18 protein-coding genes and 2 pseudogenes are annotated in these 25174 nt (G+C 67.7%); 6 read left to right on the top strand and 14 right to left on the bottom strand.

The window, feature by feature from the left end:
* The first annotated feature begins 30 nt into the window (after window positions 1-30).
* Together bioA and CSC70_RS11090 are read left to right on the top strand one after the other, a co-directional pair.
* Window positions 31-1434 carry an adenosylmethionine--8-amino-7-oxononanoate transaminase gene (gene bioA, locus CSC70_RS11085; protein ID WP_162456689.1) on the top strand — a complete coding sequence of 468 codons (1404 nt, stop codon included), beginning with the start codon at window positions 31-33 and terminating at the stop codon, window positions 1432-1434.
* Window positions 1425-2153, top strand: coding sequence for a 16S rRNA (uracil(1498)-N(3))-methyltransferase (locus CSC70_RS11090; protein WP_162456690.1), 729 nt, complete (start codon window positions 1425-1427; stop codon window positions 2151-2153). The genes bioA and CSC70_RS11090 overlap by 10 nt, the downstream gene beginning before the upstream one ends.
* A 5-nt stretch (window positions 2154-2158) precedes the next feature.
* Here the strand turns inward: CSC70_RS11090 and CSC70_RS11095 are convergent, their stop codons facing one another.
* The 7 genes and pseudogenes from CSC70_RS11095 to pilG form a co-directional block, all read right to left on the bottom strand.
* Window positions 2159-2629, bottom strand: coding sequence for a chemotaxis protein CheW (locus CSC70_RS11095; protein ID WP_425501574.1), 471 nt, complete (start codon window positions 2627-2629; stop codon window positions 2159-2161).
* A 10-nt stretch (window positions 2630-2639) separates the two neighbouring features.
* Complete coding sequence (locus CSC70_RS11100; RefSeq protein ID WP_162456691.1) at window positions 2640-3893, bottom strand: chemotaxis protein CheB; 1254 nt, start codon at window positions 3891-3893, stop codon at window positions 2640-2642.
* Window positions 3880-6417: pseudogene (locus CSC70_RS14900) on the bottom strand (response regulator); the annotation flags it as partial. The gene CSC70_RS11100 and the pseudogene CSC70_RS14900, both read right to left, overlap by 14 nt.
* An 804-nt stretch (window positions 6418-7221) precedes the next feature.
* Window positions 7222-10011: pseudogene (locus CSC70_RS14905) on the bottom strand (Hpt domain-containing protein); the annotation flags it as partial.
* A gap of 114 nt (window positions 10012-10125) precedes the next feature.
* On the bottom strand, window positions 10126-12159 hold the full coding sequence (locus tag CSC70_RS11110) for a methyl-accepting chemotaxis protein (protein WP_162456693.1): 2034 nt from the start codon (window positions 12157-12159) through the stop codon (window positions 10126-10128).
* 67 nt (window positions 12160-12226) lie between these two features.
* A complete protein-coding gene (locus tag CSC70_RS11115) occupies window positions 12227-12760 on the bottom strand; it encodes a chemotaxis protein CheW (RefSeq protein WP_162456857.1) in 534 nt (177 codons plus the stop codon).
* A gap of 22 nt (window positions 12761-12782) precedes the next feature.
* Window positions 12783-13184, bottom strand: a complete 402-nt coding sequence (pilG, locus tag CSC70_RS11120) for a twitching motility response regulator PilG (RefSeq protein WP_162456694.1) — start codon at window positions 13182-13184, stop codon at window positions 12783-12785.
* Window positions 13185-13385: 201 nt separating this feature from the next.
* Between pilG and gshB the strand changes: the two genes are divergently transcribed.
* From gshB to aqpZ, 4 genes are all read left to right on the top strand, one after another.
* Complete coding sequence (gene gshB / locus CSC70_RS11125) at window positions 13386-14336, top strand: glutathione synthase (protein WP_162456695.1); 951 nt, start codon at window positions 13386-13388, stop codon at window positions 14334-14336.
* Window position 14337: 1 nt separating this feature from the next.
* The gene (locus CSC70_RS11130) at window positions 14338-15213 is read left to right on the top strand and encodes an energy transducer TonB (protein ID WP_162456696.1); all 876 of its coding nucleotides are present in this window, start codon (window positions 14338-14340) and stop codon (window positions 15211-15213) included.
* A gap of 85 nt (window positions 15214-15298) precedes the next feature.
* On the top strand, window positions 15299-16162 hold the full coding sequence (locus tag CSC70_RS11135; protein WP_162456697.1) for a pirin family protein: 864 nt from the start codon (window positions 15299-15301) through the stop codon (window positions 16160-16162).
* Window positions 16163-16282: 120 nt separating this feature from the next.
* Complete coding sequence (gene aqpZ, locus CSC70_RS11140; protein ID WP_162456698.1) at window positions 16283-17020, top strand: aquaporin Z; 738 nt, start codon at window positions 16283-16285, stop codon at window positions 17018-17020.
* Window positions 17021-17105: 85 nt separating this feature from the next.
* On the opposite strand, the gene CSC70_RS11145 is transcribed toward aqpZ, so the two are convergent.
* From CSC70_RS11145 to CSC70_RS11175, 7 genes are all read right to left on the bottom strand, one after another.
* Window positions 17106-17969 (bottom strand): pirin family protein, encoded by an 864-nt coding sequence (locus tag CSC70_RS11145; RefSeq protein WP_425501575.1) that lies wholly within the window; start codon window positions 17967-17969, stop codon window positions 17106-17108.
* 126 nt (window positions 17970-18095) lie between these two features.
* On the bottom strand, window positions 18096-19457 hold the full coding sequence (locus CSC70_RS11150) for an NAD-dependent succinate-semialdehyde dehydrogenase (RefSeq protein ID WP_162456699.1): 1362 nt from the start codon (window positions 19455-19457) through the stop codon (window positions 18096-18098).
* A gap of 98 nt (window positions 19458-19555) precedes the next feature.
* Window positions 19556-20416 carry an ABC transporter permease subunit gene (locus CSC70_RS11155; protein WP_162456700.1) on the bottom strand — a complete coding sequence of 287 codons (861 nt, stop codon included), beginning with the start codon at window positions 20414-20416 and terminating at the stop codon, window positions 19556-19558.
* On the bottom strand, window positions 20413-21327 hold the full coding sequence (locus CSC70_RS11160) for an ABC transporter permease subunit (protein WP_425501576.1): 915 nt from the start codon (window positions 21325-21327) through the stop codon (window positions 20413-20415). Before CSC70_RS11160 ends, CSC70_RS11155 begins: the two co-directional genes overlap by 4 nt.
* Entirely contained in the window at window positions 21324-22445 is a 1122-nt protein-coding gene (locus CSC70_RS11165; protein WP_162456701.1) for an ABC transporter ATP-binding protein, read from the bottom strand. The genes CSC70_RS11160 and CSC70_RS11165 overlap by 4 nt, the downstream gene beginning before the upstream one ends.
* A gap of 144 nt (window positions 22446-22589) precedes the next feature.
* Window positions 22590-23702: a polyamine ABC transporter substrate-binding protein gene (locus tag CSC70_RS11170; protein ID WP_162456702.1), complete on the bottom strand. Its 1113-nt coding sequence runs from the start codon at window positions 23700-23702 to the stop codon at window positions 22590-22592.
* A 92-nt stretch (window positions 23703-23794) separates the two neighbouring features.
* Window positions 23795-25159 (bottom strand): aspartate aminotransferase family protein, encoded by a 1365-nt coding sequence (locus tag CSC70_RS11175; RefSeq protein WP_162456703.1) that lies wholly within the window; start codon window positions 25157-25159, stop codon window positions 23795-23797.
* Window positions 25160-25174: the final 15 nt, after the last annotated feature.

The raw sequence follows: 25174 nt of genomic DNA on the forward strand, positions 1-25174 counted from the left end.
AAGATCGTCTGCAAGGATCATGCGCCGAGCATGCTATCAGAGCCCACCCCGATTCCCGAGTCCGACCACGCGCGGCAATGGCGCGCGCGCGACCTGGCCGTGCTGTGGCACCCGTGCACGCAGATGCGCGAACACCTGTCCGAAACCCTGCCGCTGGTGCCGATCGCGCGCGGCGACGGCGCCTGGCTGGTTGGCCAGGACGGTCGCCGCTATCTGGATGCGGTCAGCAGCTGGTGGACCAACCTGTTTGGCCACGCCGAGCCGCGCATCGCTGCCGCCATCGCCCGCCAGGCCGGCACCCTGGAACAGGTGATCCTGGCCGGCTTCGGCCATCCGCCGGCGATCGAACTGGCCGAGCGCCTGCTGGCGGTCGCCCCACGACAGGCGGGTCGCGCGCCGCTGGCCAAGGTGTTCTACGCCGACAACGGTTCGGCTGGGGTCGAAGTGGCGCTGAAAATGGCCTTCCACTGGTTCCACAACCGCGGCGAGCCGCGGCGTACCCGCTTCATTGCGCTGGAAAACGGCTACCACGGCGAAACCCTCGGTGCGCTGGCGGTCGGCGACATCCCGTTGTATCGGCAGGTCTACGCACCACTGATGGGTCAGGCGCTGTTCGCGCCCTCGCCCGACGCCTATCTGGCCGCTGCCGGCGAAACCGCCGAGCAGCGTGCGCTGCGCGCCGCTGATGCTCTGGCCGACCTGCTGGACCGCCACGCCGGCGAAGTCTGCGCACTGATCCTGGAGCCGCTGCTGCAATGTGCCGGCGGCATGCGCATGCATCATCCGGTCTACCTGCGCCGCGCACGCGAACTGTGCGATGCGCACGGCGTGTTCCTGATCGCCGACGAGATCGCCACCGGCTTCGGTCGCACCGGCAGCCTGTTCGCCTGCGAGCAGGCTGGCGTCATGCCCGACCTGATGTGTGTCTCGAAAGGGCTGACCGGCGGCTTCCTGCCGCTGGCGGCGGTGCTGGCCACCCAGTCCATCTACGATGCCTTCCTCGACGACTCGCGCGAGCGCGCCTTCCTGCATTCGCACAGCTACACCGGCAACCCGCTGGCCTGCGCGGCGGCATTGGCCTCGCTGTCGATCTTCGCCGAGGACGACGTGATCGCCAACAACCGCGAGCGCGCCGCGACGATGGCGCGACTGGCCGAACCGCTGCGCGCGCACCCGCACATGGCCGACCTGCGCCAGACCGGGATGGTGCTGGCCTTCGAACTGACCCGTGGCGGCGACAAGGCCACGCCGTTCCCGGCTGCCGCGCAGGTCGGCCTGAAGGCCTATCGTGCCGCGCTGCAACGCGGCGTGGTGCTGCGCCCGCTTGGCAACGTGCTGTACTGGATGCCGCCGTACTGCATCGACGACGAGCAACTGCAGTTGCTGGCCGAAGTCACCCGCGCCGCGATCGACGAGGCCTGCGCATGCGCCTGACCCGCTGCCACGTCGAAGTGCCGCTGGCGGTCGGGCAGACACTGACCCTGCCCGAGACCGCCGCCACCCATCTGGTCCGGGTGCTGCGCCTGCGCGCGGGCGACGACTGCGTGCTGTTCAACGGCGACGGCCATGACTATGCCGCGCGCCTGCAATCGGTGGACAAGCGCGCGGTGGTCGTCGAAGTGCTGGCGCGCACGCCGGTGCCGCGCGAATCGCCGCTGCGCATCACCCTGCTGCAAGGCGTGGCTCGCGGCGAGAAGATGGACCTGATCCTGCAGAAGACGACCGAACTCGGCGTGACGGCCATCGTGCCGGTACTGGCCGAACGCACCGAGGTGAAGCTGGACGCCGCACGCACCGCCAAGCGGATGCAGCACTGGCGCAGCGTGCTGGTTTCGGCCTGCGAACAGAGCGGGCGGGCGACGATACCGGCGCTGGCCGAACCGCAGCCGCTGGTCACGGCCGCCGCCATCCAGGCGACGTTGAAGCTGGTCCTGGACCCGGAGGGCGAATACACACTGGCGGACCTGCCAGTCCCGGAACCGGCCGAGGTCGCGATCGCCATCGGCCCGGAAGGCGGCTGGTCACCGCGCGACCGGCAGGCTCTGGTCGAGGCCGGCTTCATGGGGTTGCGGCTTGGGCCGCGCGTGCTGCGCACGGAAACAGCGGGACTGGCGACGATCGCCGCCCTGCAATCGCGATTCGGCGATTTCTAGACGGCTCAGGCCGCCTCGGCCAGCGCCTGGCCGACCATCGTCTCCAGCTTTTCCAGATCGGGCAGCAGGGCCTGGTCGTCGCCCAGCAGTACGCGCATCTGCACGCACTCGGGCAGGGTTTCCTCGCTGGCGTCGGCCAGCAGTCCATCGCGTGGCACCGAGATCAGGCGCGGGAATGACGGCGTCAACAAAGCCAGATACGGCATGCCCTCGCCGCCGGCGAGAGTCTTCAGCACCACGATCTTGCTGTTGGCGGCCACCCCTTCCTCGTCCAGCCCGGACAACCGCGAGAACGCCACCAGCGGCACCTCCCAGCCGTGCCAGTCGATCCGTCCCGGCAGCCAGTGCGGCGCATTGGCGATCACCTCGACCGGAACCCGCGCCAGCACTTCGGCCACGGTGGCGTTGGGCAGCAGCAACCGCTGGTCGGCCACCTGCACCAGTACCCCGCGGATTTCGTCGTTGGAATGGGCCATCAGTACATCCTCAGCCGTAGCAGTATTCGATCAGCCGGGTCGCCAGCTCGACCGGCGACCCCAGTTCGCCACCGCGTGCGGCCAGCGCACGCGACGCGGCCGGGTCGTAACAGCCCTGGGTGGCCTGCCCGGCAACCAGGGCACCGCGCGACTTCAACTCGACCGCCGCCTCGACGCCGCCGGTCTCGCTGCCGCTCAGCAGCAGCAATGCGCTGTGTTCGGCCGGCAGCGCGGCGATCAGTTCGGCGGTCGAGGACGGGCCTTCGCGGAAGCCGATCACGCCGTCCTTAGCCTGCACACCGACCTCGGGCAGCACGTAGACATGGCCCGGTTTGGCGGTTTCACCGGCTACCGCCAGCAGGACCGGCATGTCGGATACGCGTTCAAGCTGCTTGATCAGATTGTCGTAGCGACCGCCGTCCAGCCGCATCTGCAGCAGCACCGGCAACGGGAAGTCCGAAGGCAGTTCGGCCAGCAACTTGCGCACCGCATCGGGTCCACCGATGCCGGCCGACAACAGCACCGCGCCGCGAACCGTGGCGGCGGCAGAACTTTCGCCTTCCAGCGATTCCAGCTCCAGGGCCAGACCGCCACTGCCGGTCTGCGCGGGCGCCGGCGTTTCGGCGACGGCTTCGACCGCGGGCAACTCCGGCGGCAACGGAGGTGGCAGCGGAGCGGCAGGTTCATCAGGGGCTTCATCCGGAACTTCTTCCAGGCTTAACTCCCATTTCGGCGCCTGCACCGCCGGGGCCGCTTTCGGCTCCGTGGCGAAAGCGCCGCGCGGCAGGTCGTCGGCATTGCCTCGCGCTTCCTGCAGGTACGGCGCCAGTTCCGCACCTTCATGGCGTTGCGAAGGCGTCTGCGGCCGCCCCGGTTCCAGCGCCTGCTGGGCATCGCTCTCGCCGCCCGGCGGCAGCACGTCGCCATGTCCGGACAGCTTGGCCGCCAGATGCCGCGCCCAGCGCTGAACCGCCCATCCTTCGCGGCTGGCAGCCAGTTCGGCATCATCGTAGATCACCGTGATCGACGGATCGCTCAGCACCGCGTCCAGCGCCTCCAGACCGTCCTCGACCGCCGGCTCCAGCGCCACCAGCACGGCTTCCGGCGCGGCGGCGCGCAACACTTCCAGGTCGATCGCCTCCGGCGCCGCCTGCAGCACCGGGCTGATGCCCGCACCGCTCAACGCCTGCTGCAGCTTGTCGCGCGCCTTGCCCTCGCGCGCCAGCAGGATGACGCGCTTGGCGGAAACCTCATTCGCGGACACGGGCGATCCCCAACAGGTCGTAGACGTTGCGCATCAGATCCAGCTCCTGGTACGGCTTGCCCATGTAGCGTTGCACGCCGATCTCGAATGCGCGCTGGCGATGCTTTTCGCCGCTGCGCGAAGTGATCATCACGATCGGCACGTCGCGATAACGCGGATCGGCGCGCATCGCCGTGGCCAGCTCGTAGCCGTCCATGCGCGGCATCTCGATGTCCAGCAGCATCAGGTCCGGGATGTGTTCTTCCAGCTTCTCCAGCGCCTCGACGCCATCGCGCGCGGCCACCACTTCCAGGTTGTGGCGTTCCAGCACGCGGCCTGTGACCTTGCGCATGGTCAGCGAGTCGTCGACCACCATCACCAGCGGCACGCGGCGCTGTTCCGGCGCCGGCGTCGTGTCTTCCGGCAGCGAGGGATTGCTGATGTAGCGGCGCACCAGCGGCGCGGCGTCGAGAATGACCACGACCTGGCCGTCGCCGGTGATGGTGGCGCCGTAGATGCCCGGGATCGACGCGATCTGCGGCCCGACCGGCTTGACCACGATTTCGCGGTTGCCCAGCACCTGATCGACCGCCACCGCGGCGCGCAGGTCGCCGGCCCGCACCAGCAGCAGCGGAATCTGCGGCTGCCCTTCGGCCTTGGCCGGGACTTGCCCGACCAGCGCGCCGAGGTCGTGCAGCGCGTACTCCTCGCCGCCGTAGACGTAGCTGCCGCCTTCGGCCTCGAAACGCTCGCGGGCGATCCGGCCGATGCCGCCGACCGCCGCCACCGGCACCGCGAACTGGGTTTCGCCAATCTGCACGAACACCGCCTGGGTCACCGCCAGCGTCTGCGGCAGGCGCAGGGTGAAGGCGGTGCCCTTGCCGGCGACCGAATCGATGTCCAGCGAACCGCCCAGCTGGCGCACTTCGCTGTAGACCACATCCATGCCGACGCCGCGGCCGGCCAGCTGGCTGACCTTCTCGGAGGTGCTGAAGCCCGGTTCCAGGATCAGCCGCTCCAGTTCGCCGTCGGACAGCGACGCATCCTTGGCGATCAGTCCGCGGCGCAGGGCCTGGTTGCGGATCGCCGCATGATCGATGCCGGCGCCGTCGTCGGACACCTGCAGCACCATTTCCGAACCTTCTCGGCGCAGGGCGATCTTCACCGTGCCCTCGTCGCCCTTGCCGACCTTGCGCCGCGCGCGCGGCTGCTCCAGGCCGTGGGCGATGGCGTTGCGCAGCAGGTGTTCCAGCGGCGCGACCATGCGCTCGAGCACGTTGCGGTCGAGTTCGCCGTGCGTGCCTTCCAGTTCCAGCCGCGCCTGCTTGCCGGTATCGCGCGCCGCCTGGCGCACCACCCGACGCAAACGCGGCACCAGGCTTTCGAACGGCACCATGCGCGCGCGCATCAGGCCGTCCTGCAGTTCCGAACTCACCCGCGACTGCTGTTGCAGCAGACTGTCGTACTGGCGCGACAGGTCGTCCAGCACGCCCTGCAGGCCGGTCAGGTCGGCGGCCGACTCGGCCAGCGCGCGGCTGAGCTGTTGCAGGGTGGAGAAGCGGTCCAGTTCCAGCGGATCGAAGGCCGGATCGCGCTGGTCCTGTTCGCGCTGATAGCGAGCGACGATCTGCGCCTCGGTCTCCAGATCCAGGCGCCGCAACTGGTCGTGCAGACGGGTATTGGTGCGGTCCAGTTCGGCCATCGCGCCGCGGAACGCGCCCATCTGCTGTTCCAGGCGCGAACGGTAGATCGCCACTTCGCCGGCATGGTTGACCAGCCGGTCGAGCAGTTCGGCGCGCACCCGCACCTGTTCCTGCGGATTGGCGGCGAACAGTTCCTCGACCTGGGTGAATTCGACCTCGACCGGCGCCGACAGCGGCGCCAGTTCGACCACCGCCGTCGCGGCCGCCTCGTCCGACGCCGCGGTCCCGGCAGCCGTGCCGGTGGATGTGCCCTGCGCGCGCGCGACCACCTCGGCGATCAGCGCTTCCGGCAGTTCCATCGCACGCTGCGCTTCGGCATCGGCCAGCATCGCGTGCAGACGGTCGAAGCCGCGCTCCAGCAGGCCGATATCGTCGGCGCCCAGTTCGATGCGCTGGCCGGCCGCCTGTTCAAGCAGCGATTCGATGGCGTGGCCAAGATCGCCAGCCTCCATCAGCCCGGCCATGCGCGCACCGCCCTTCAGCGTATGCAGATCGCGCTGCAGGCCGCCGATCAGGGCAAGATCGGTCGGCGTTTCGCGCAACCGCGCCAGCAGGCCGTCGGAATGGTCGAGCAGGTCGCGACCTTCCTCGATGAAGATTTCCACCAGTTCCGGATCGTAATCGGAAGCGCTCGGTTGCGATTCCTGTTCGCCGGCCATTGCGGCGGTTTCCACTTCCGCCACGACCGGTTCCTCGGCAGGCGCTTCGACAGGCTCCTGCACCGGTTCCGCTTCCACCTCCGGCTCGAACGGCGCTTCGACCGCTTCCGCTTCGGCAGCGGCGTCATCCGGCGTTTCGACGGCGATATCCTCGACACCCGCCTCCAGTTCGACCACTTCGTCTGCCGGCGGCGCTTGCGGAACCGGCGCTTCCGGAATCTGTTCCTCCAGAACCACTTCGTCCGGTATCATGGATTCCGAAGTTTCATCGGACTCGGCCATGGCTTCGACGACCGGCTCGAATGGGATCCCGGTGTCGGCATCCTCCACCACCTCCGGCTCGGTGGCGGACGCTTCCGCCACGGGGATTTCGTCGATCGCGACTGCCGATTCTTCCGCGATTTCTTCTGCGACCTCTTCCGCGATTTCTGCTGTGGCCTCGGCCGGCGTTTCGACATCCACGGCTTCGGTCGGCACATCGATGTCCGTGACCGCTTCCGTTTCTGCCGGCGCTTCAACCTCGACCGGTGCTTCGCCACCGGCGTCGTTCGTGGTCAGACCGTTGACGATGCCTTCGGCGGTTGCCTCGGCCAGCGGCGTCCTGGCAAGCGGCACGTAGGTCAGGTCGATGTTGAAGTAATCGCTTGCCACCGGCGCCGGGGATTCATCCTCCATCCCGGAAGCCACAATGGTTTCATCGTCGATGATGATGGCATCTTCATCGTCGGCAAACGTCTCGTCCGCATCGGACAACACGATTTCGTCATCGGTTTCGACTTCGACTTCGAATTCCAGCGCACCCTCGTCGTCGAGCGCCTGCGGCGGCTGGATGGCCGGCAGGTCCTCGGCGTAGGTTTCCCGCGCCGCATCGCCATCCATCACGATCATCGCCGGAGACGGCGGCGGCGGCAGGCTGTCGCGCAATGCGGACAGGCGTTCGGCCAGTTCGTTAAACGCGGGAATCCGCGGCGATTCGGCCTGCAACGCGGCCAGCGTGCGACGAATGGCCTGCTCGCCATCGGCGACCGCGGTCACTGCCGCCTCGGGCACGGTTTCGCCGGCGGCCAGCAACCGCTTCAGATAGCCTTCGGCTGCGCCGGTGACCGCCGTGATTTCCGGCACGTCGGCCATGGCGAAGGCGCCGTTCATGGTGTGGAACGCGCGCACCAGTGCATCGTCGGCCGTGGGCGACGCCTGTTCGGCACGCTGCAGCCAGCCACGCACGGTTTCCAGGTGGGTGCCGACTTCGGTTTCCAGGATCTCGCGCAGCACCGCGTCCACTTCGGCCGGCGTGCCTTCGGTTTCGGACGGGAACCCGGCGGCGGAAAGCGCGTCGGCCTCCTGCGCCTGCTCCATCGCTTCCTCGGCCGCCTTGTCCAGCACCGCCATCGCCGGCGTGTAGTACACGTCCTCGCCGGCGGCGACCTGGTCGGCCAAGTCCTGCAGGGCGGGCAGATCGCTCTCGACCGCGCCTTGCCCGCGCAATGCGGCATTCAGCTCCGGCAACACCTCGGTCGCCTTGTCGACCACCGCCACCACCGCGGCCGAGGGCGGACGCGTGCCGTCCAGCACACGGTTGAGCATGTTCTCGACTTTCCAGCTGAACTCGCCCAGCGCGACCGCGCCGACCAACCGCCCGCTTCCCTTCAGGGTGTGGAACACGCGGCGGATGGTGCGCAGCCGCTCCATGTCCTCGGGCGCTTCCCGCCACAGCGGCACCAGCTGACCGAGGTTGTCGAGTTCTTCGTCGAACTCCTCCAGGAAGACCGCGCGGATCTCGTCGTCGACATCGCCGTTGCTGAAGTCGAAGCCTCCGACCGCGGGGGCGGATGCTTCCTCGACCACCGGCGCCGGCGCTTCGACCGCGACATCCGCAACGGTCGCGAAATCTTCTTCCGACGCGGCATCGTCGAGCGACAGCCGCGTATCGGCCGCCGGTTCGCTCGTCGGCATGCGCAGGGCATCGTCCTCGAACTGCAATGGCTCGAGCGAAATGGTGGAAGTTTCTTCCGCGGCTTCGACTTCATCGCCGGTTCCGGCCTCGACCTCGACCTCGACCTCGTCTTCGACCACGACCGGCGGCGCGTCGGCAACCACGATTTCTGCGCCACCCTGCGGCAGCGGCCAGTAATGCAGGCTTTCCAGGCTGCTGCGGGTGATGTCGAGGATTTCGTCCACGTTCGGACGGCGGTCGCGCAGCGCTTCGAGGAAATATTCCAGGCTGGCCATCGCATCGGCCAGCGTGTCCAGTTGTGGCCCGCCCGGCACCCGGCGCTTGTCGATCAGTTCGGTCGCGACGTAACGGCGCACGCCTTCGACGTAATCGCCGGCCTGCTCCATGTCGAGCATGCGCAGCGCACCGGACACTTCGTCCAGCAGGCGCGGCACTTCGCTCAGTTCGGTATGGTCCCAGTTGGTCTCGATGAAGGCCACGAAGCCTTCGCGGGCGGCGGCGAAGTTGCGGATCGCCTCCTGCGCCAGCGCCTCGACCGTGCGCCGCGATTCCAGCACGCGCGGGTCCTCGGCCTGGGCGACGTCGCCGGCGCCTAGGTTGGCGACCTGGTCGTCCAGGGTGGCGTCGACGTAGAGCAACGCGCCGGCGATGTCGAGCAGGGCGTTCTCGTCGGCCGGACGCACGCCGCGGACCAGTTCGTCGAGGGCATCGCGCTGCTGCATGACCACGGTGCGCGCCATGCCCAGGCCCATCATGCCCAGGGTGTCGGCCACCCCGGCCAGTTCGCCGACCTGGGCCTGCAGCGCCGTCACCGGCGCGCCGGTCCGCAGGTGCAGGTCCAGCGCGTCCTTGACCCGCAGCAGTTCTTCCTTGATCGCGCCGCCGACCGTGTCCAGCAGGGCGCGGTTGCGGCCGCTGATGCTGCTGCGGGCGTGGTCGATCTCGGCCTCGCTCGGCGCGGCCGCTTCCAGCTGGAACGCTTCGCGCAGCGCATCCAGCGACGGGTGCTGCGCCGGGCTGCGGCTGATCTGGTAGAGGAACTGGCGGGTGATTTCCTGCGGCGAAGCGCCGGGGCCGCTTTCGCCGCCCGGCAGCGACGGCCGGGTGGCGCGACCGACGCCGGCGAAATGGCCGCGCAGGGCTTCGCTGGCCGGCAGTGCGCCGGCGCCGATGGCCTCGGCGGCGGCCGACGCCACCCACAGCATGCGCCGCAACGGCAGCGCGTCGGTCGCGGCCAGCAGTTCGCCCAGCGCCGAAGACAGGTCGGCGGGATCGGCCGGCGCGCCGTCCTCCGGCCAGCCGGCCAGCGCCCGCTCCAGATGCGCATGCGCCTGCGCTTGGCGCGATTCGCGCTCGATCGTGGGCACCCCGAACGGGGTCGGCAGGGTTTCCGGCAACGGCCGGTCGAGGTCGGGCGCGAACAGCACGCTTTCGCTGATGCCGGGCGCGCCGCGCGCCGCGCGGATTTCGTTCAGCAGCGGCAGCAGCACGATCGGAATATCGCGATGACCGCTCTGCAGGCGTTCCAGGTAATCGGGCAGCAGCACCATGCCGCGCATCAGCGTGGCGCAGGCCTCGTCGCGGTCCTGGGCCGTGCCGGCTTCCAGTACCTCGGCCAGCAGTTCGAGTTCCTCGGCGACCATCGCCGGCGCGTACAGCTCGACCATTCGCAAGCTGCCCTGCACCTCGTGCAAGTAGCCGGCGCAGAAGCGCATGCGGCTGCCGTCCTCGGGATTCTCGGCGAAGGCCTCGATCTCCTGCCGCGCCAGCCGCAGGGTCTCGTCCAGCTCGGGCTTGACCCACCCCAGCACGGCCTGGCTCATCGCTTCCTGCAGAGCGCTCACGCACGCCTCCTTGCTGCGGACACGGCAATGCACCGGTGTCCGGAGCGTCGTGCCAGGGCCAGGTATTGCCTGTTCATCTCGGCCTTCCCCACCTTATTCCGGCAACTTGAAGTCGGCGACGGAACGGCGCAGGTCGGCGGCCAGCTGCGCCAGGTGGCCGATCGATTCGGCCGTCTGCCCCGCGCCCAGCGAGGTCTGCGAGGTGATCTGGCGGATCACGCCCATCGTGTCGGTGATGTCCGAAGCCGCGCCAGACTGCTGTTGCGCTGCGCTGGAGATGCCCTTGATCAGCTCGTTGAGGTCGTTGGACACGCGCTCGATCTCGCCCAGCGCGGTGCCGGCGTCCTCGGCCAGACGCGCGCCCGACACCACTTCGGCGGTGGTCTGCTCCATCGAGTTGACCGCTTCGTTGGTGTCGGCCTGGATCGCCTGCACCAGCGATTCGATGCGCCGGGTCGCATTGGAGGTGCGTTCGGCCAGACGCTGCACTTCGTCGGCGACCACCGCGAAACCGCGGCCGGCCTCGCCCGCCGAGGCGGCCTGCACCGCCGCGTTGAGCGCCAGGATGTTGGTCTGTTCAGAAATGTCGTTGATCAGTTCCACCACCGAGCCGATTTCCTGCGAGGACTCGCCCAGTCGCTTGATGCGCTTGGAGGTTTCCTGGATCTGGTCGCGGATCTGGTCCATGCCGCGGATGGTTTCGCGGACCACGCCGGCGCCTTCGGTGGCGATCTGCACCGAACGCTGCGCCACCTCGGCCGAGTCGGTCGAGTTCTTCGATACCTGGCCGATGCTGCGGGCGATGTCGTCGATGCGCTCGGAGGCGCTGTTGATCTGGTCGGCCTGGTGTCCGGCCGCTTCGGCCAGCTGCAGCGCGGTGGCCTGGGTTTCCTGGGTCGAGGCCGCCACCTGCACCGAGGTGTCGTTGATGGTGGTCACCAGGTTGCGCAGCTCGTCGACCGCGTAGTTGATGGCGTCGGCGATGGCGCCGGTCATGTCCTCGGTCACCGAGGCCTGCACGGTCAGGTCGCCTTCGCCGAGCGAGCTGATTTCGTCCAGCAACCGCATGATCGCCTGCTGGTTGCGGCTGTTGTATTCGACCTGGGTCTGGTAGCGGATTTCCTGTTCGCGCTGACGGCTGCGGTACAGGCTCCACAGCAGGCCGATGATCGACAGCAGCAGGGCGCCGCCGGAGAACACCGAAATCCAGAAGTTCGGGAACACGCGGGTGTCGCGGACCGAACCGAACGACGAGAACGCCTCGAACAGGCGGGTGCTGTCGTCGAGCAGCTTGCCCGAGCCCTCGGTCAGCGCGGCGGCAGCGCTCTGCGCGGCGAACAGGTTCTTGGAGCCGCCGAGGATGGCATCGAGGTCGCGCTTCATCGGCTCCCACAGCGCCACCGATTGCTGCAGCGCGCCGCTGGCGGCGCCGCGCACCGGGACGATGCCGAGGCTCTCGTTGCCCTTGCTGAGGCCTTCCAGCACCTGACCAAACAGCACCGAGTCGCGCGCCAGCGCATCGCCGGCCGCGGACGCACCGGGGCCGCCGGCACGGATCTCGGTGACCCGGCGGGCCATGTTGCCGGCCAGTACCACCTGCTGCAGGGCGTTGTAGATCTGCGAGGCCGGCGCGCCGCTGGCCGACATCGCGCGCACCACTTCGTTCAACTGCGCCTGCAGTTGCGGCACCTGGCCGACGAAGCGGTTGGCGTTGCCAGACAGCGCCAGCACCGCCGGCTCGCTGGCGATGATCTGCTCGGCGTTCTTGCCCAGCGGGGTCCAAGTGCTGACCAGTTGATCAAGCGGACGGTCGACCGCGCTCTCGTTGCCGTAACGGCTCTGCAACCCGCCGACCGTACTGTCGATCTGCTGCTTGGTCGCCTTGAACGCCTTGAACGCCGTCGCGTCGCCGGTGATCGCCTCGCGGCCCTGGTTGGCCAGCTGTTGCGACAGCACGCGCATGTCCGAAGCGCCGGTACTGGCACCGGACAGGCGGCTGCCATTCCAGGCCGACAACCCGGTGTTGGCGCCGAACACGATCACCGATAGCGCCAGCAGGATCAGCCAGAAGCTGGTCCCCAGGCTGCCCAGTTTGCCGGTGCCGGAAGTGGCAGGTGCAGTGCTCATCAATTGACCCCTGAAAACTTGTTCAAATCGCCACGACTATCAAAATGCAGGCTGCGTCGCCGTGCGGCTACAGCGCGGCCTGCCTGAATTCCGGCGTGCGCGCCAGCAACGACAGCGCGAACACCCCCCAATCCTGTTCGTCCCCGTGGAAGGCGCGTGTCACGAAGTGGCCGTAGCGGCCTTGGGTAAACGCCTCCGGCGGTTCGATCCCCTGCTCGTCGCGGAAACCGCGCTGGCCGTACAGCTCGTCGATGGTCAGCGCCACGTCGCCACCGGCCTGGCGCATCACCAGCACGCGCTGGCCCTCGTGCAGCACGGTGCGCTCGCCCTGCAGGAACTGCTTCAGGTCGACCACCGGGAACAGGTTGCCGCGCAGGTTGCCGATCCCCAGCAGCCACGGCTGCGCGCCCGGCACCGGGGTGACCGGCGGCAGCGGCACGATCTCGACCACCTCGTCGAAGCCGGACACCAGGCGGTGGCTGCCGATCCGGTAGCCGACGCCGCGCCACTGCTCCTGCAGATCCTCACGCGCCGGCAGCGCCACCGCGTGCGCCAGGCTGCGGCGCTCGTATTCGGCCAGAATATCGAACGGGGTGCGGATCATCTCCTTCTCCGGTTCGCGCTCATGGGCTGACGTAGGTGCGGATGGCCGCGAGCAGTTCCTCGCGGGTGAATGGCTTGGTCAGGTACTGTTCCGAACCCACGATCCGCCCGCGCGCCTTGTCGAACAGGCCATCCTTGGACGACAGCATGATCACCGGAGTGGACTTGAAGACCTGGTTGTTCTTGATCAGCGCGCAGGTCTGGTAACCGTCCAGCCGCGGCATCATGATGTCGACGAAGATGATCTGCGGGTGGGTGTCGGCGATCTTGGCCAGCGCCTCGAAGCCGTCGCCGGCCGTGGTCACCTCGCAACCTTCCCGCTTGAGCAACGTCTCCGCCGTCCTGCGGATGGTCTTGGAGTCGTCGATCACCATCACCCGCAAGCCGCTGAGTTCTCCAGCCGGGCTCTCGTTGTCGCTCATTTGCCTGTGTTCCCCGTTCGCGCTGGGCTTCTTCGACAGTCGGGCCCGCTGCTGAACGGCTTTTATCCCAACCTGCGCACGCACTGTCAAGCCATGACCACGGTTTCGGCGGTTTTTCCGCCAACCTGAACCCCATGATGCGAACTTCGTCTCATTGCCCGCCTGCTACCATTCGCGCAGCGCTGTTGCCGGAAGCTCCGCATGTCTCTCGACGTCCTCGTGGTGATGGACCCCATCGAGTCCATCAAGATCGCCAAGGACACCAGTTTCGCCCTGCTGCTGGAAGCCCAGCGCCGCGGCCACCGCCTGCACTACGTCCGCCCCGGCGGGCTGTCGGTGCGCGATGGCCTCGCCGTGGCCCGGACCGCCCCGCTGCGGGTGCGCGACGACAAGGACGGCTGGTTCGAGCTGGACGACTGGGCCGAAACCGCCTTCGGCCCCGGCCAGGTGGTGCTGATGCGCAAGGACCCTCCGGTCGACGCCGAATTCATCCACGATACCCAGATCCTGGGCATGGCCGCGCAGGCCGGGGCGCTGGTGGTCAACGACCCGCAGGGCCTGCGCGACTACAACGAGAAGCTGGCCGCCCTGCTGTTCCCGCAGTGTTGTCCGCCGACCCTGGTCAGCCGCGATCCGGCCGCGCTGAAGGCCTTCGTGGCCGAATATGGCGAAGCGGTGCTGAAGCCGCTGGATGGCATGGGCGGACGCTCGATCTTCCGCGCTGCGGCTGGCGAGCCCAACCTGAACGTGATTCTGGAAACCCTGACCGGCGGCGGCCACGGCTTGGCCCTGGCCCAGCGCTACCTGCCGGAGATCCGCGACGGCGACAAGCGCATCCTGCTGGTCGACGGCGAGCCGGTCGACTACGCGCTGGCGCGCATCCCGCAGGGCGACGAATTCCGCGGCAACCTGGCCGCAGGCGGTCGCGGCGAGGGCCGCCCGCTGAGCGAACGCGACCGCTGGATCGCCGCCCAAGTCGGCCCGGAGATGCGCCGGCGCGGCATGCTGTTCGTCGGCCTGGACGTGATCGGCGACTCCCTGACCGAAGTCAACGTCACCAGCCCCACCTGCGTCCGCGAGCTGGACGCGCAGTACGGCCTGAACATCGCCGGACTGCTGTTCGACGCCATCGACCGTCGCCTGGCCGGCTGAGATGGACACGGCCGTCGCCGCGCCGCCGATCAGCGACCGGGACCGGTTGGGCGCCACCCTGGTGCTGTCGCTGATCCTGCACGGGATCATCGTGCTCGGGATCGGCTTCACCCTCGACGACGCCGCGCCGGTGGTGCCCACGCTGGACGTGATCCTCAGCCAGACCCGCACCCCGCTGACGCCGAAGGAGGCCGACTTCCTGGCCGCGGCCAACCAGCAGGGCGGCGGCGAGCACGAGCGTGCGCGCCGTCCGCGCGACAACCAGGCGGGCTGGGTGCCGCAGGCGCAGGCCGGCCTGGCCCCGCAGCCGTTGCGCGCGCAGTCGCCCGAGGCCGCGCCGCCGCCCGAAGCCCGGGTGGTCACCGCTCCGGACAGCCCGGTCACCGTGCCGCCGGCCGAAACCCGCCCGCAGCCGGAGCCGGACACCCTGCCCAGGGGCGAGCAGAAGATCCGCCACGATGCCGAAATGGCTCGTCTGGCCGCCGAGATCCACCTGCGTTCGGAGATGTACGCCAAGCGGCCGAAGCGCAAGTTCGTCTCCGCCAGCACCCGCGAATACGTCTACGCCAACTACCTGCGCGCCTGGGTCGACCGCGCCGAGCGGGTCGGCAACCTGAACTATCCGGACGAGGCCCGGCGCAAGCGCCTGTCCGGCCAGCTGGTAATCAGCGTGGCGGTGCGCCGCGACGGCTCGGTCGAACAGACCCGGATCATCCAGTCCAGCGGCATCCCGGTGCTGGATTCGGCGGCGCTGCGGATCGTGCAACTGGCGCAGCCGTTCCCGCCGCTGCCCGAGACCAGCGAGAACATCGACATCCTGCACGTCACCCGCACCTGGCAGTTCCTGCCCGGCGGCGAAGTCCGCGACGAGCGCTGAGCGTCGCCTGCAACAAACCGTTTCCTCGGCATCGACGGCCGGACGACGGTCCCGTGCCATCCTGCCGGCCCACAGGAGGATCGACATGACCCTGATCATCCCGCCGCGCATCCACGACCTTGGTGACGGCTTCGAAGTCCGCCGCGCGGTGCCGACCCTGCAGGCGCGCAGCGTCGGCCCGTTCGTGTTCGTCGATCACATGGGGCCGGCCGAATTCGCCGCCGGTCGCGGCGTGGACGTGCGCCCGCACCCGCACATCGGCCTGGCCACGGTCACCTACCTGTGGTCCGGCAGCATGCACCACCGCGACACCCTGGGCTCGGATCAGGTCATCCTGCCGGGCGACGTCAACTGGATGACCGCCGGCCGCGGCATCGCCCATTCCGAACGTACCCCGGCAACGGCGCGCGGCCATGCCCACGACCTGCACGGCATGCAGACCTGGGTGGCGCTGCCGCTGGAAGCAGAGGAAACCGCGCCGGAATTCCACCACCACCCCGGCGACAGCCTGCCGCAGCAGCAGCGCGGCGGCGCCCGGCTGCGCGTCATCGCCGGTCGCGGCTTCGGCGAGGAATCGCCGGTCAAGGTGTTCTCCGGCACTTTCAATGTGGCCCTGGACCTAGAGGCGGAAGCCGAACTGGGCATCGGCCCCGATGCACCCGAGCGTGCGCTGTACATCCTGGACGGCGAGGCCCAACTGGACGGTGCCGACGTCCCGGCGCGCCACCTGCTGCTGCTGGACCCGGGCCGTCCGGCGCGGTTGCGCGCGAAGACGCCACTGAAGGCGCTGCTGGTCGGCGGCGAGCCGCTGGACGCCCCCCGCCACCTGTGGTGGAACTTCGTCTCCAGTTCGCGCGAGCGCATCGAGCAGGCCAAGCATGACTGGCAGGAAGACCGCTTCGGACGCATCCCCGGCGAAACCGAATTCATCCCGCTGCCCGAGCGCTGAGCCCTGCAATAACAAAAATTCAACATTTCCTCGCGGGGCTTCCGCTATTTTCTGCGCGCCGCCACTACCCTAATCTCACAAACGGTGGCCACGACAACAACTTACATCCGGGGAATTCACATGACTCTTGGGAAAAAACTTGCAGCCGAATTTCTCGGCACGTTCTGGCTGGTGCTGGGCGGCTGCGGCAGCGCCGTGCTGGCGGCCAATTTCGGCGGCGACGGCAACCCGCTGGGCATCGGCCTGCTGGGCGTGTCGCTGGCCTTCGGCCTGACCGTGCTGACCGGCGCCTATGCCTTCGGCCACATTTCCGGCGGCCATTTCAACCCGGCGGTGAGCTTCGGCCTGTGGGCCGGCGGCCGCTTCCCGACCAGGGACCTGCTGCCCTACATCGTGGCCCAAGTGCTGGGCGCGATCGCCGCGGGCTTCATCCTGTTCCAGATCGCCAGTGGCCAGGCCGGTTTCGCGATCGACCCGACCTCCGCCGGCGCTTTCGCCAGCAACGGCTATGACGCGCTGTCGCCGGGCGGCTACAGCGTGGCCGCAGCCTTCCTGTGCGAAGTGGTGCTGACCGCGTTCTTCCTGATCGTGATCATGGGCTCGACCCACGGCCGCGCCCCGGCCGGTTTCGCCCCGATCGCCATCGGTCTGGCGCTGACCCTGATCCACCTGATCAGCATCCCGGTCACCAACACCTCGGTGAACCCGGCCCGCTCCACCGGCGTGGCGCTGTTCGCCGGCAGCGGCGCGATGGGCCAGCTGTGGCTGTTCTGGCTGGCGCCAATCCTCGGCGGCCTGATCGGCGGCATCCTGTACAAGGGCATCTGCCGCAACGAACCCGAGGTTGTCGGCAACTGACGCTCAGCGCACCAAGCTTGCACGAAAAGGAAAAGCCACGCCCAAGGGCGTGGCTTTTTCATTGCCGTGACGAATTCCTGTCGGCTCAGAAACGGCCTTCCTGGTAATCGACAAAGGCCTGCATCAGTTCCTGCCGGGTATTCATGACGAACGGGCCGTGCCGCATCACCGGCTCGCGCAGCGGTCGGCCGGCGACCAGGATCGCGCGCAACGGCTGCTTGCCGGCGCGCAGAGCCAGCCGGTTGCCGCCGCCGAGGATCGCCAGTTCCTGCGACTCCAGCGCACGCGCATCCTTGCCCTCGCCGACCGTGGCCGCGCCCTCGTAAGCGTACAGGAAGGCGTTGTGGCCTTCCGGCAGCAGGTAGTCCCAGCCGACGCCCGGCTCCAGCGCGATGTCCAGATAGACCGGATCGGTGGCCGGCTGCGAGATCGGGCCGTCAATACCGTCGACCCGGCCGGCGATGACCTTGATCGCCACGCCCTCGGTCGGCTGCGCCAACGGCAGCCGCGCCGGCGCGTATTCCTGGTACTTCGGCTCGCTCATCTTGTCGCGCGCCGGCAGGTTGATCCACAGCTGGAAGCCGCGCATGCGCCCGGATTCCTGTTCCGGCATTTCCGAATGCACCAGGCCGCGACCGGCGGTCATCCACTGCACACTGCCGGGGGTCAGCAGACCCTCGTGGCCGTGGTTGTCGCGGTGGCGTATGCGCCCGTCCAGCATGTAGGTCACGGTCTCGAAACCGCGATGCGGGTGGTCCGGAAAACCGGCGATGTAGTCCTCCGCGCGGTCGGTGCCGAACTCGTCCAGCAACAGGAACGGGTCCAGATCCGGCAGCTCGGGGCCGCCGATCACCCGGGTCAGGCGGACCCCGGCACCATCGGAAGTCGCCCGGCCGCGCACCGTGCGGACGATGCGCGCCGGTTCGATGGCGTGGATGCTTGCGTTCATTGCGTTCCCCCGTGTCAGGCTGCACGCAAGATGGCACCGCCCCCGCCTGCGCAAAACCGCAGGCGCTGCAACCGTCCGTTCCATTCGTGACCGCCGCCGCGAACCGCCCCCGACGGGTCGCAGTCGTCAGGCTACGTAGATGGTCTTGATGTTCATGAACTCGTGGATGCCGTGCTCGGCCAGCTCGCGGCCGAAACCGGAACGCTTGCTGCCGCCGAACGGCAGCCGCACGTCGCTGCGCACGATGCCGTTGACGAAGGCCGCGCCGCACTGCAGCTGCCGCGCCACCCGCTCGCCGGCCTGCGCATCGGCGGTCCACACGCTGCCGCCGAGGCCGAAGCTCGTGTCGTTGGCCACCTGCACCGCCTCGGCTTCATCGGCCACACGCAGGATGCTGGCCACCGGCCCGAACAGTTCCTCGCCGTAGGCCGGCATCCCCGGCGCGACCGCATCGAGGATCGAGGCCGGATAGCCGGCGTGCGAGTCGTCCGGCCGGCACCCCAGCAGCGGCACCGCGCCGGCGGCGATGCTGGCCTCGACCTGGCGATGCAGTTCGTCGCGCAGATCCTGGCGGGCCATCGGCGCCAGCGTGGTGGCCTCGTCGGCGGGGTCGCCCAGCCGCAGCTGCGAGGCGGCCTGGACGAAACGTTCGACGAAGGCGTCGGCGATGCCGGCGGTGACGACGAAACGCTTGGCCGCGATGCAGGTCTGGCCGGCGTTGTCGAAGCGCGACTTCACCGCGGCCGGTACCACCATGTCCAGATCGGCGTCGTCCAGCACCACGAAGGCGTCGCTGCCGCCCAGCTCCATCACGCATTTCTTCAGCTGGTCGCCGGCGTTGGCGGCGATCGAGCGACCCGCGCGTTCGCTGCCGGTCAGGGTCACCGCCGCCACCCGTGCATCGCGCAACACTTCGGCCGCCTGCGCATTGTCGATGTGCAGCACCGAGAACACCCCCGGCGGCAGGCCGGCCGCATCCAGCACTTCCTGGATGATGTCGGCGCAGCGCGGCACGTTGCTGGCGTGCTTGAGCACCGAGACGTTGCCGGCCATCAGCGCCGGAGCCAGGAAACGGAACACCTGCCAGATCGGGAAATTCCACGGCATCACCGCCATCACGCAGCCGATCGGCTCGTAACACACGTAGCTGGATGCGGCCTCCGTCGCGATCGGGGTATCGCGCAGGTAATCGGCCGCATGCTCGGCGTAGTAGTCGCAGGCGCCGGCGCACTTCTCCACCTCGGCCAGCGCCTCGCGGCGCAGCTTGCCCATCTCGGCGGTCATCACCCGCTGGATGTCGTCGCGCCGCCGGCGCAGTTCGGCGCCAGCGCATCGCACGTGCTCGCCGCGCGTCTGCAACGGCAACGCCGCCCAGGCAGGGAAGGCGGCGGCAGCAGCGGCCAGGCGCGCTTCGACCTCGGTCGCGGCCTTCAGCTCGTGGCGGTATTCGCTCAGACCGGTATGGGGATTGACGGTTTCCACGCTCATGCTTCATGCGCGCGCGTTGCCGCACGCGTCCTCCGGGTTCATTGCTATTCCGCAGCGACCGACGGGACCGGGGCGACAGCGTTTGCCATCGCTCCGGCTCAGCCGTTCTCCTGCAACGCCATCTGCATGTCGAGCTGACGACGCTTCTCGGCCCGCTGCATCCACCACCAGCCAGCCACCACCACCACCGATACCAACAGCACCATGATGGTCGCCAGCGCGTTGATTTCCGGGTTCAGGCCGCGACGCACCGACGAGAACACCTTGATCGGCAGCGTGGTCGAGCCGGGGCCGGACACGAAGCTGGCCACCACCACATCGTCCAGCGACAGGGTGAACGCCAGCAGCCAGCCCGACATCAGCGCCGGGGCGATGATCGGCAGGGTGATCTGGAAGAACACCTTGATCCGGTTCGCGCCCAAGTCCATCGCCGCCTCTTCCAGCGACTTGTCCAGTTCGGTCATGCGCGAGGAGATCACCACGGTGACGAAGGCGATGGTGAAGGTGACGTGGGCGATCCAGATCGACATCACGCCCTTGGCCTGGAATTCGCCCAGGCCCAGCGCGCCGATCACGTCGCCCATCGACACGAACAGCAGCAGCATCGACAGGCCGAGGATCACGTCCGGCATCACCAGCGGCGCGGTGATCAGGGCGCCGAACACCGACTTGCTGGGGAAGCGCCGCATCCGTGTCATCACCAGCGAGGCCAAGGTACCCAGCACCACCGCCATAGTCGCGGTCCAGAACGCCACCTTCAGGCTGAGCCAGGCCGCCTGCAGCATCGACCGATCGCGGAACAGTTCGCCATACCATTTCACCGAGAACCCCGACCATACCGTGGCCAGCCGGCTCTCGTTGAACGAATACACCATCAGGATCAGGATCGGCAGGTACAGGAAGCCGAAACCGAGCGCCAAGACCAGCCAGGTGAATCCGTGCTTGCGCAGCGCGTTCATGTCAGCCTCCCTTCGATCTCGCGCTGTTGCACGCGGTTGAAGATCAGGATCGGCACCAGCAGCAGCAGCAGCATGGTCACCGCCACCGCCGAAGCGCGCGGCCAGTCGGTCGCGGTGAAGAAGTCGTTGACCAGCTGGCGTCCGATCATCAGCGTATCGGGACCGCCGAGCATCTCCGGGATGACGTACTCGCCGACCGCGGGGATCATCACCAGCATGCAGCCGGCGATGATGCCGGCGCGCGACAGCGGCAGGGTGATCTTCATGAACGCCTGCCACGGCTTGGCGCCGAGGTCGTAGGCCGCCTCCAGCAGGCGGTTGTCGTGCTTGATCAGGTTGGTGTACAGCGGCAGGATCATGAACGGCAGGTAGCAGTACACGATGCCGATATAGGCCGCGATCGGCGTGTACAGGATCTTCAGCGGCTCGTCGATGATGTGCAGCTTGATCAGCAGGTTGTTGAGCAGGCCGTTGTTCTTGAGGATGCCGATCCAGGCGTACACGCGAATCAGGAACGACGTCCACGACGGCAGCACCACCAGCATCATCGCCACGTTGCGCGCCGACGGCGACATCCGCGAGATCACGTAGGCGATCGGATAGCCGATCAGCAACGCCAGCAGGGTCGATACCGCGGCGATCCAGATCGAGCTGGCGTAGGCCTGCACATACAGCGAGTCGGTGATCAGGGTGATGTAGTGGCTCAGGTTGAGCTTCAGCGTCACCGCGTTCTCGATGTATTCCACCACCGGCGAATACGGCGGCGAGCGGCCCTGGTCGCGCATCGAGAACGAGATTCGCAACACGATCAGGAACGGCACCGCGAAGAACACCAGCATCCACAGGTAAGGGACGGCGATCACGCCCCAGCGCGGCCCCGGCAGCAGCTTCTTCAATTTGGCGATGTTCATGAGGTCAGCACCACCCCTTCGTTGTCGCCCCAGGACAGCCACACCTCGTCGCCCCAGGTCATGCCCTCGCTGGCCCAGCGCTCCTGGTTGGCGAAGTTGGCCATCATCTTGTAGCCGCTGGGCAGGCGCACATGGAACACCGAGTGGCTGCCGAAATAGGCGATGTCCTCGATCTTGCCGTGCGCCTTGTTGTACTTCTGGTCGGGCTCCTCCTTGCTGATCCAGACCTTCTCCGGGCGCACGCCGAAGCCGACTTCCTGGCCTTCGTAGCCGGAGATGCCGTGGCCGACGTAGACCAGGGTCGACAGCGCCTCGGATTCGATGGTCACGTATTCGGCCTGGTCGTCCTTCACCTTGCCTTCGACCATGTTGACCGAGCCGATGAATTCGGCGGCGAAGCGGCTGGTCGGCGATTCGTAGATCTCGTCGGGGGTGCCGACCTGACGGATCCGCCCGGTGTCCATCAGCGCGATCCGGGTGGCCATGGTCATGGCCTCTTCCTGGTCGTGGGTGACCATCACGCAGGTCACGCCGGAGGTCTCGATGATCCCCACCAGTTCCAGCTGCATCTGCGTGCGCAACTTCTTGTCCAGCGCACCCATCGGCTCGTCCAGCAGCAGCAGCTTGGGGCCCATTGCCAGCGACCGCGCCAAGGCCACCCGCTGCTGCTGACCGCCGGACAGCTGGTGCGGCTTGCGCTTGGCCAGCGCGTTGAGATGGGTCAGGCTGAGCATCTCCTCGACCCGCTTGGCGATCGCCGGCTTGGCCATCTTCATCTGCTTCAGGCCGAAGGCGATGTTCTGTTCCACCGTCATGTGCGGGAACAGCGCATAGGACTGGAACATCATGTTGATCGGCCGCTCGTACGGCGGCAGGCCGTTCATTTCCTGGCCGTCGACGAAGATCTTGCCCGAGCTCGGCGTCTCGAAACCGCCCAGGCAACGCAGCAGGGTCGATTTGCCGCAGCCGGACCCGCCGAGCAGGGCGAAGATCTCGCCCTTGCGGATCGACAGGTTGGTGTCCTCGACGGCGACGAAATTGCCGAACTCCTTGCGCACGTCGACGATGTTGACGTACTTGTCAGCTTCCTTTACCGCACCTGCCTGTTCCTGCGTCATGTCGTGCCCTCGGGATCGGATCCAGCGATGGGGCCCAGCGAATCCCGGAACACTCACTCCGGCATCGTTGCCCCGCAAGTCTTGCAAGGGGTGGAGCGCCGCATGGCCGGCGGCGTGCCCGCCGGCCACGGTCTATCTGTCCGCTTACTTCCCGGTCTTCAGGTCGGTCCAGATCCGGGTGTACTGCTCGTTGACCTCCGGCGGGATGATCGCGAAGGTGAACAGCTTGGCCGCGACTTCCGGCGGCGGATAGATGGTCGGGTCGCCGGTGATTTCCGGATCCATCAGCTCCTTGGCCGCGGTCACCGCGTTCGGATAGCTGATGTAGTCGGAGTTGTTGGCCATCACCTGCGGGTCCAGCAGGTAGTTGATGTAGGCGTAAGCCTCGTCGACGTGCTTGGCGTCCTTGGGAATGGCCAGCATGTCGAACCACAGCGGCGCGCCTTCCTGCGGGATCGAGTAGGCGATGTCGACGCCGTTCTCGGCCTCGGCGGCGCGGTCGCGGGCCTGGATGATATCGCCCGACCAGCCCAGCACCAGACAGGTGTCACCGTTGGCCAGCGCGTCGATGTACTGCGAGGAATGGAAGTTGGTGATGTACGGGCGGATCGTCTTCAACAGCGCGGCCGCCTTGTCGATCACCGCCGGGTCGGTGCTGTTCGGGTCTTCGCCAAGATAATTCAGTGCGATCGGGATGATTTCGCTGGGGGTGTCCAGTAGGGTCACGCCACAGTCCTTCAGCTTGGAGATGTTCTCCGGCTTGAACACCAGGTCCAGGGTGTCGGTGATGTCGGTGCTGCCGAAGGCGGCCTTGACCTTGCCGACGTTGTAGCCGATGCCGGTGGTGCCCCACATGTACGGCACCGCGTACTGGTTGCCCGGGTCCTGGCTCTCGAGCTTCTGCATGAACTCGGGATCGAGGTTGGCGTAGTTGGGGATCTTGCTGCGGTCCAGCGGCAGGAACACGCCGGCCTGGATCTGCCGGCCGAGGAAGTTCAGCGTCGGTACCACCACGTCATAGCCACTGGAACCGGCCAGCAGCTTGGTCTCCAGCACTTCGTTGCTGTCGAACACGTCGTAGGTGACCTTGATGCCGGTCGCCGCCTCGAAGTTCGAGTTGGTGTCGTCGGCGATGTAGTCGGACCAGTTGTAGACATTGACGACCTTGTCCGCCGCCGCGCCACCTTCTCCGCCGCCGCCACCACAGGCCGCCAGGGTACAGGCGGCCACCATCATTCCCAGGATTCGCAGTTTCATCGCACTCTCCACATGGCCCGAAGGGCATTGTTGATAGGAACCCGGATCCCGCCGAGCCGGAACCCGCCTTGCACCTGCCGCCCCCTTCCGAACTACTTGCCCAGCTCTGCGGCCGTTTCGTCGAGCGACTTCCAGATCTTCCCGAACAGTTCGTCGACCTGGTCCCGGGTCAGGATCAAGGGCGGCGAAAGCAGCATCGAATCGTAGGTCGCCCGCAGGATCAATCCATTCCGCAGGGCCAGGTCGCGGCACAGCGATCCCACTTTACCCCGATCCTCGAAGAATGCACGCCGGCCCTTGTCGGGGACCAATTCCAGCGCGCCGACCATGCCGGCGATGCGCGCCTCGCCGACCAGACGATGCTCGCCCAGCTCGGCCCAGCGCTGCGCCAGGTAGGGCGCCACTTCGTCGCGGGCACGCTCGACGATGTGCTCTTCCTGCAGGATGCGGATGTTCTCCAGCGCCACCGCCGCGCAGACCGGGTGGCCGGAATAGGTGGCGCCGTGGGCCAGTTCGCCGCCCTGTTCCTTCAGCACCTTGGCGACGCGGTCGTTGAACATCGCCGCACCCAGCGGGATGTAACCCGAGGTGATGCCCTTGGCCACCGGCATGATGTCTGGCTGAAAGCCGAAGTATTGCGAACCGAACCACTCGCCGGTGCGGCCGAAGCCGCAGATCACCTCGTCGGCGATCAGCAGCACGTCGTACTTGCGGCAGATGCGCTCGATCTCCGGCCAATAGGTCTGCGGCGGGATGTACACGCCGATCGCGCCCATGATCGGCTCGCCGATGAAGGCCGCCACCCGCTCCGGCCCCAGCTGCAGGATCTTGTCCTCCAGCCGCCGCGCCGCGACCAGGCCGTACTCGTCCGGCGACAGGTCGCCACCATCGGCGAACCAGAACGGCGGATCGATGTGGTGGATGTCCGGGATCGGCAACCCGCCCTGCTTGTGCATGCCCTTCATGCCGCCGAGGCTGGCACCGCCGATGGTGGTGCCGTGGTAGCCGTCGTGGCGGCCGATGAAGATGTTCTTCTGCGGCTGGTCCTGCACCGCCCAGAAATGCCGCACCAGGCGCAGGATGGTGTCGTTGGCCTCCGAACCGGAGTTCATGAAGAAGGCGTGGTTGATGTCGCCCGGCGCCAGTTCCGCCAGCTTGGCCGCCAGCCGGATGGTCGGCTCGGTGGTGCACTGGAAGAAGCTGTTGTAGTAGGCCAGCTCGGTCATCTGCCGCGACGCCGCCTCGCCCAGCTCCTTGCGGCCGTAGCCGATGTTGACGCACCACAGCCCGGCGAAGGCGTCCAGCAGCTGGTTGCCGTCGGCGTCCCAGACGTAGCAGCCTTCGCCGCGGGTCAGGATGCGGGTACCACGCTCGGCCAGCGCCGCATTGTCGTTGAACGGATGCAGATGATGGGCGGCATCCAGCCGCTGCAGCGCGGTCGTATCGGGGTGTTGCATGGATTCTCCTCGGAT

The sequence above is a fragment of the Pseudoxanthomonas kalamensis DSM 18571 genome, assembly GCF_010211745.1.
GTDB classification, from domain to species: domain Bacteria; phylum Pseudomonadota; class Gammaproteobacteria; order Xanthomonadales; family Xanthomonadaceae; genus Pseudoxanthomonas_A; species Pseudoxanthomonas_A kalamensis.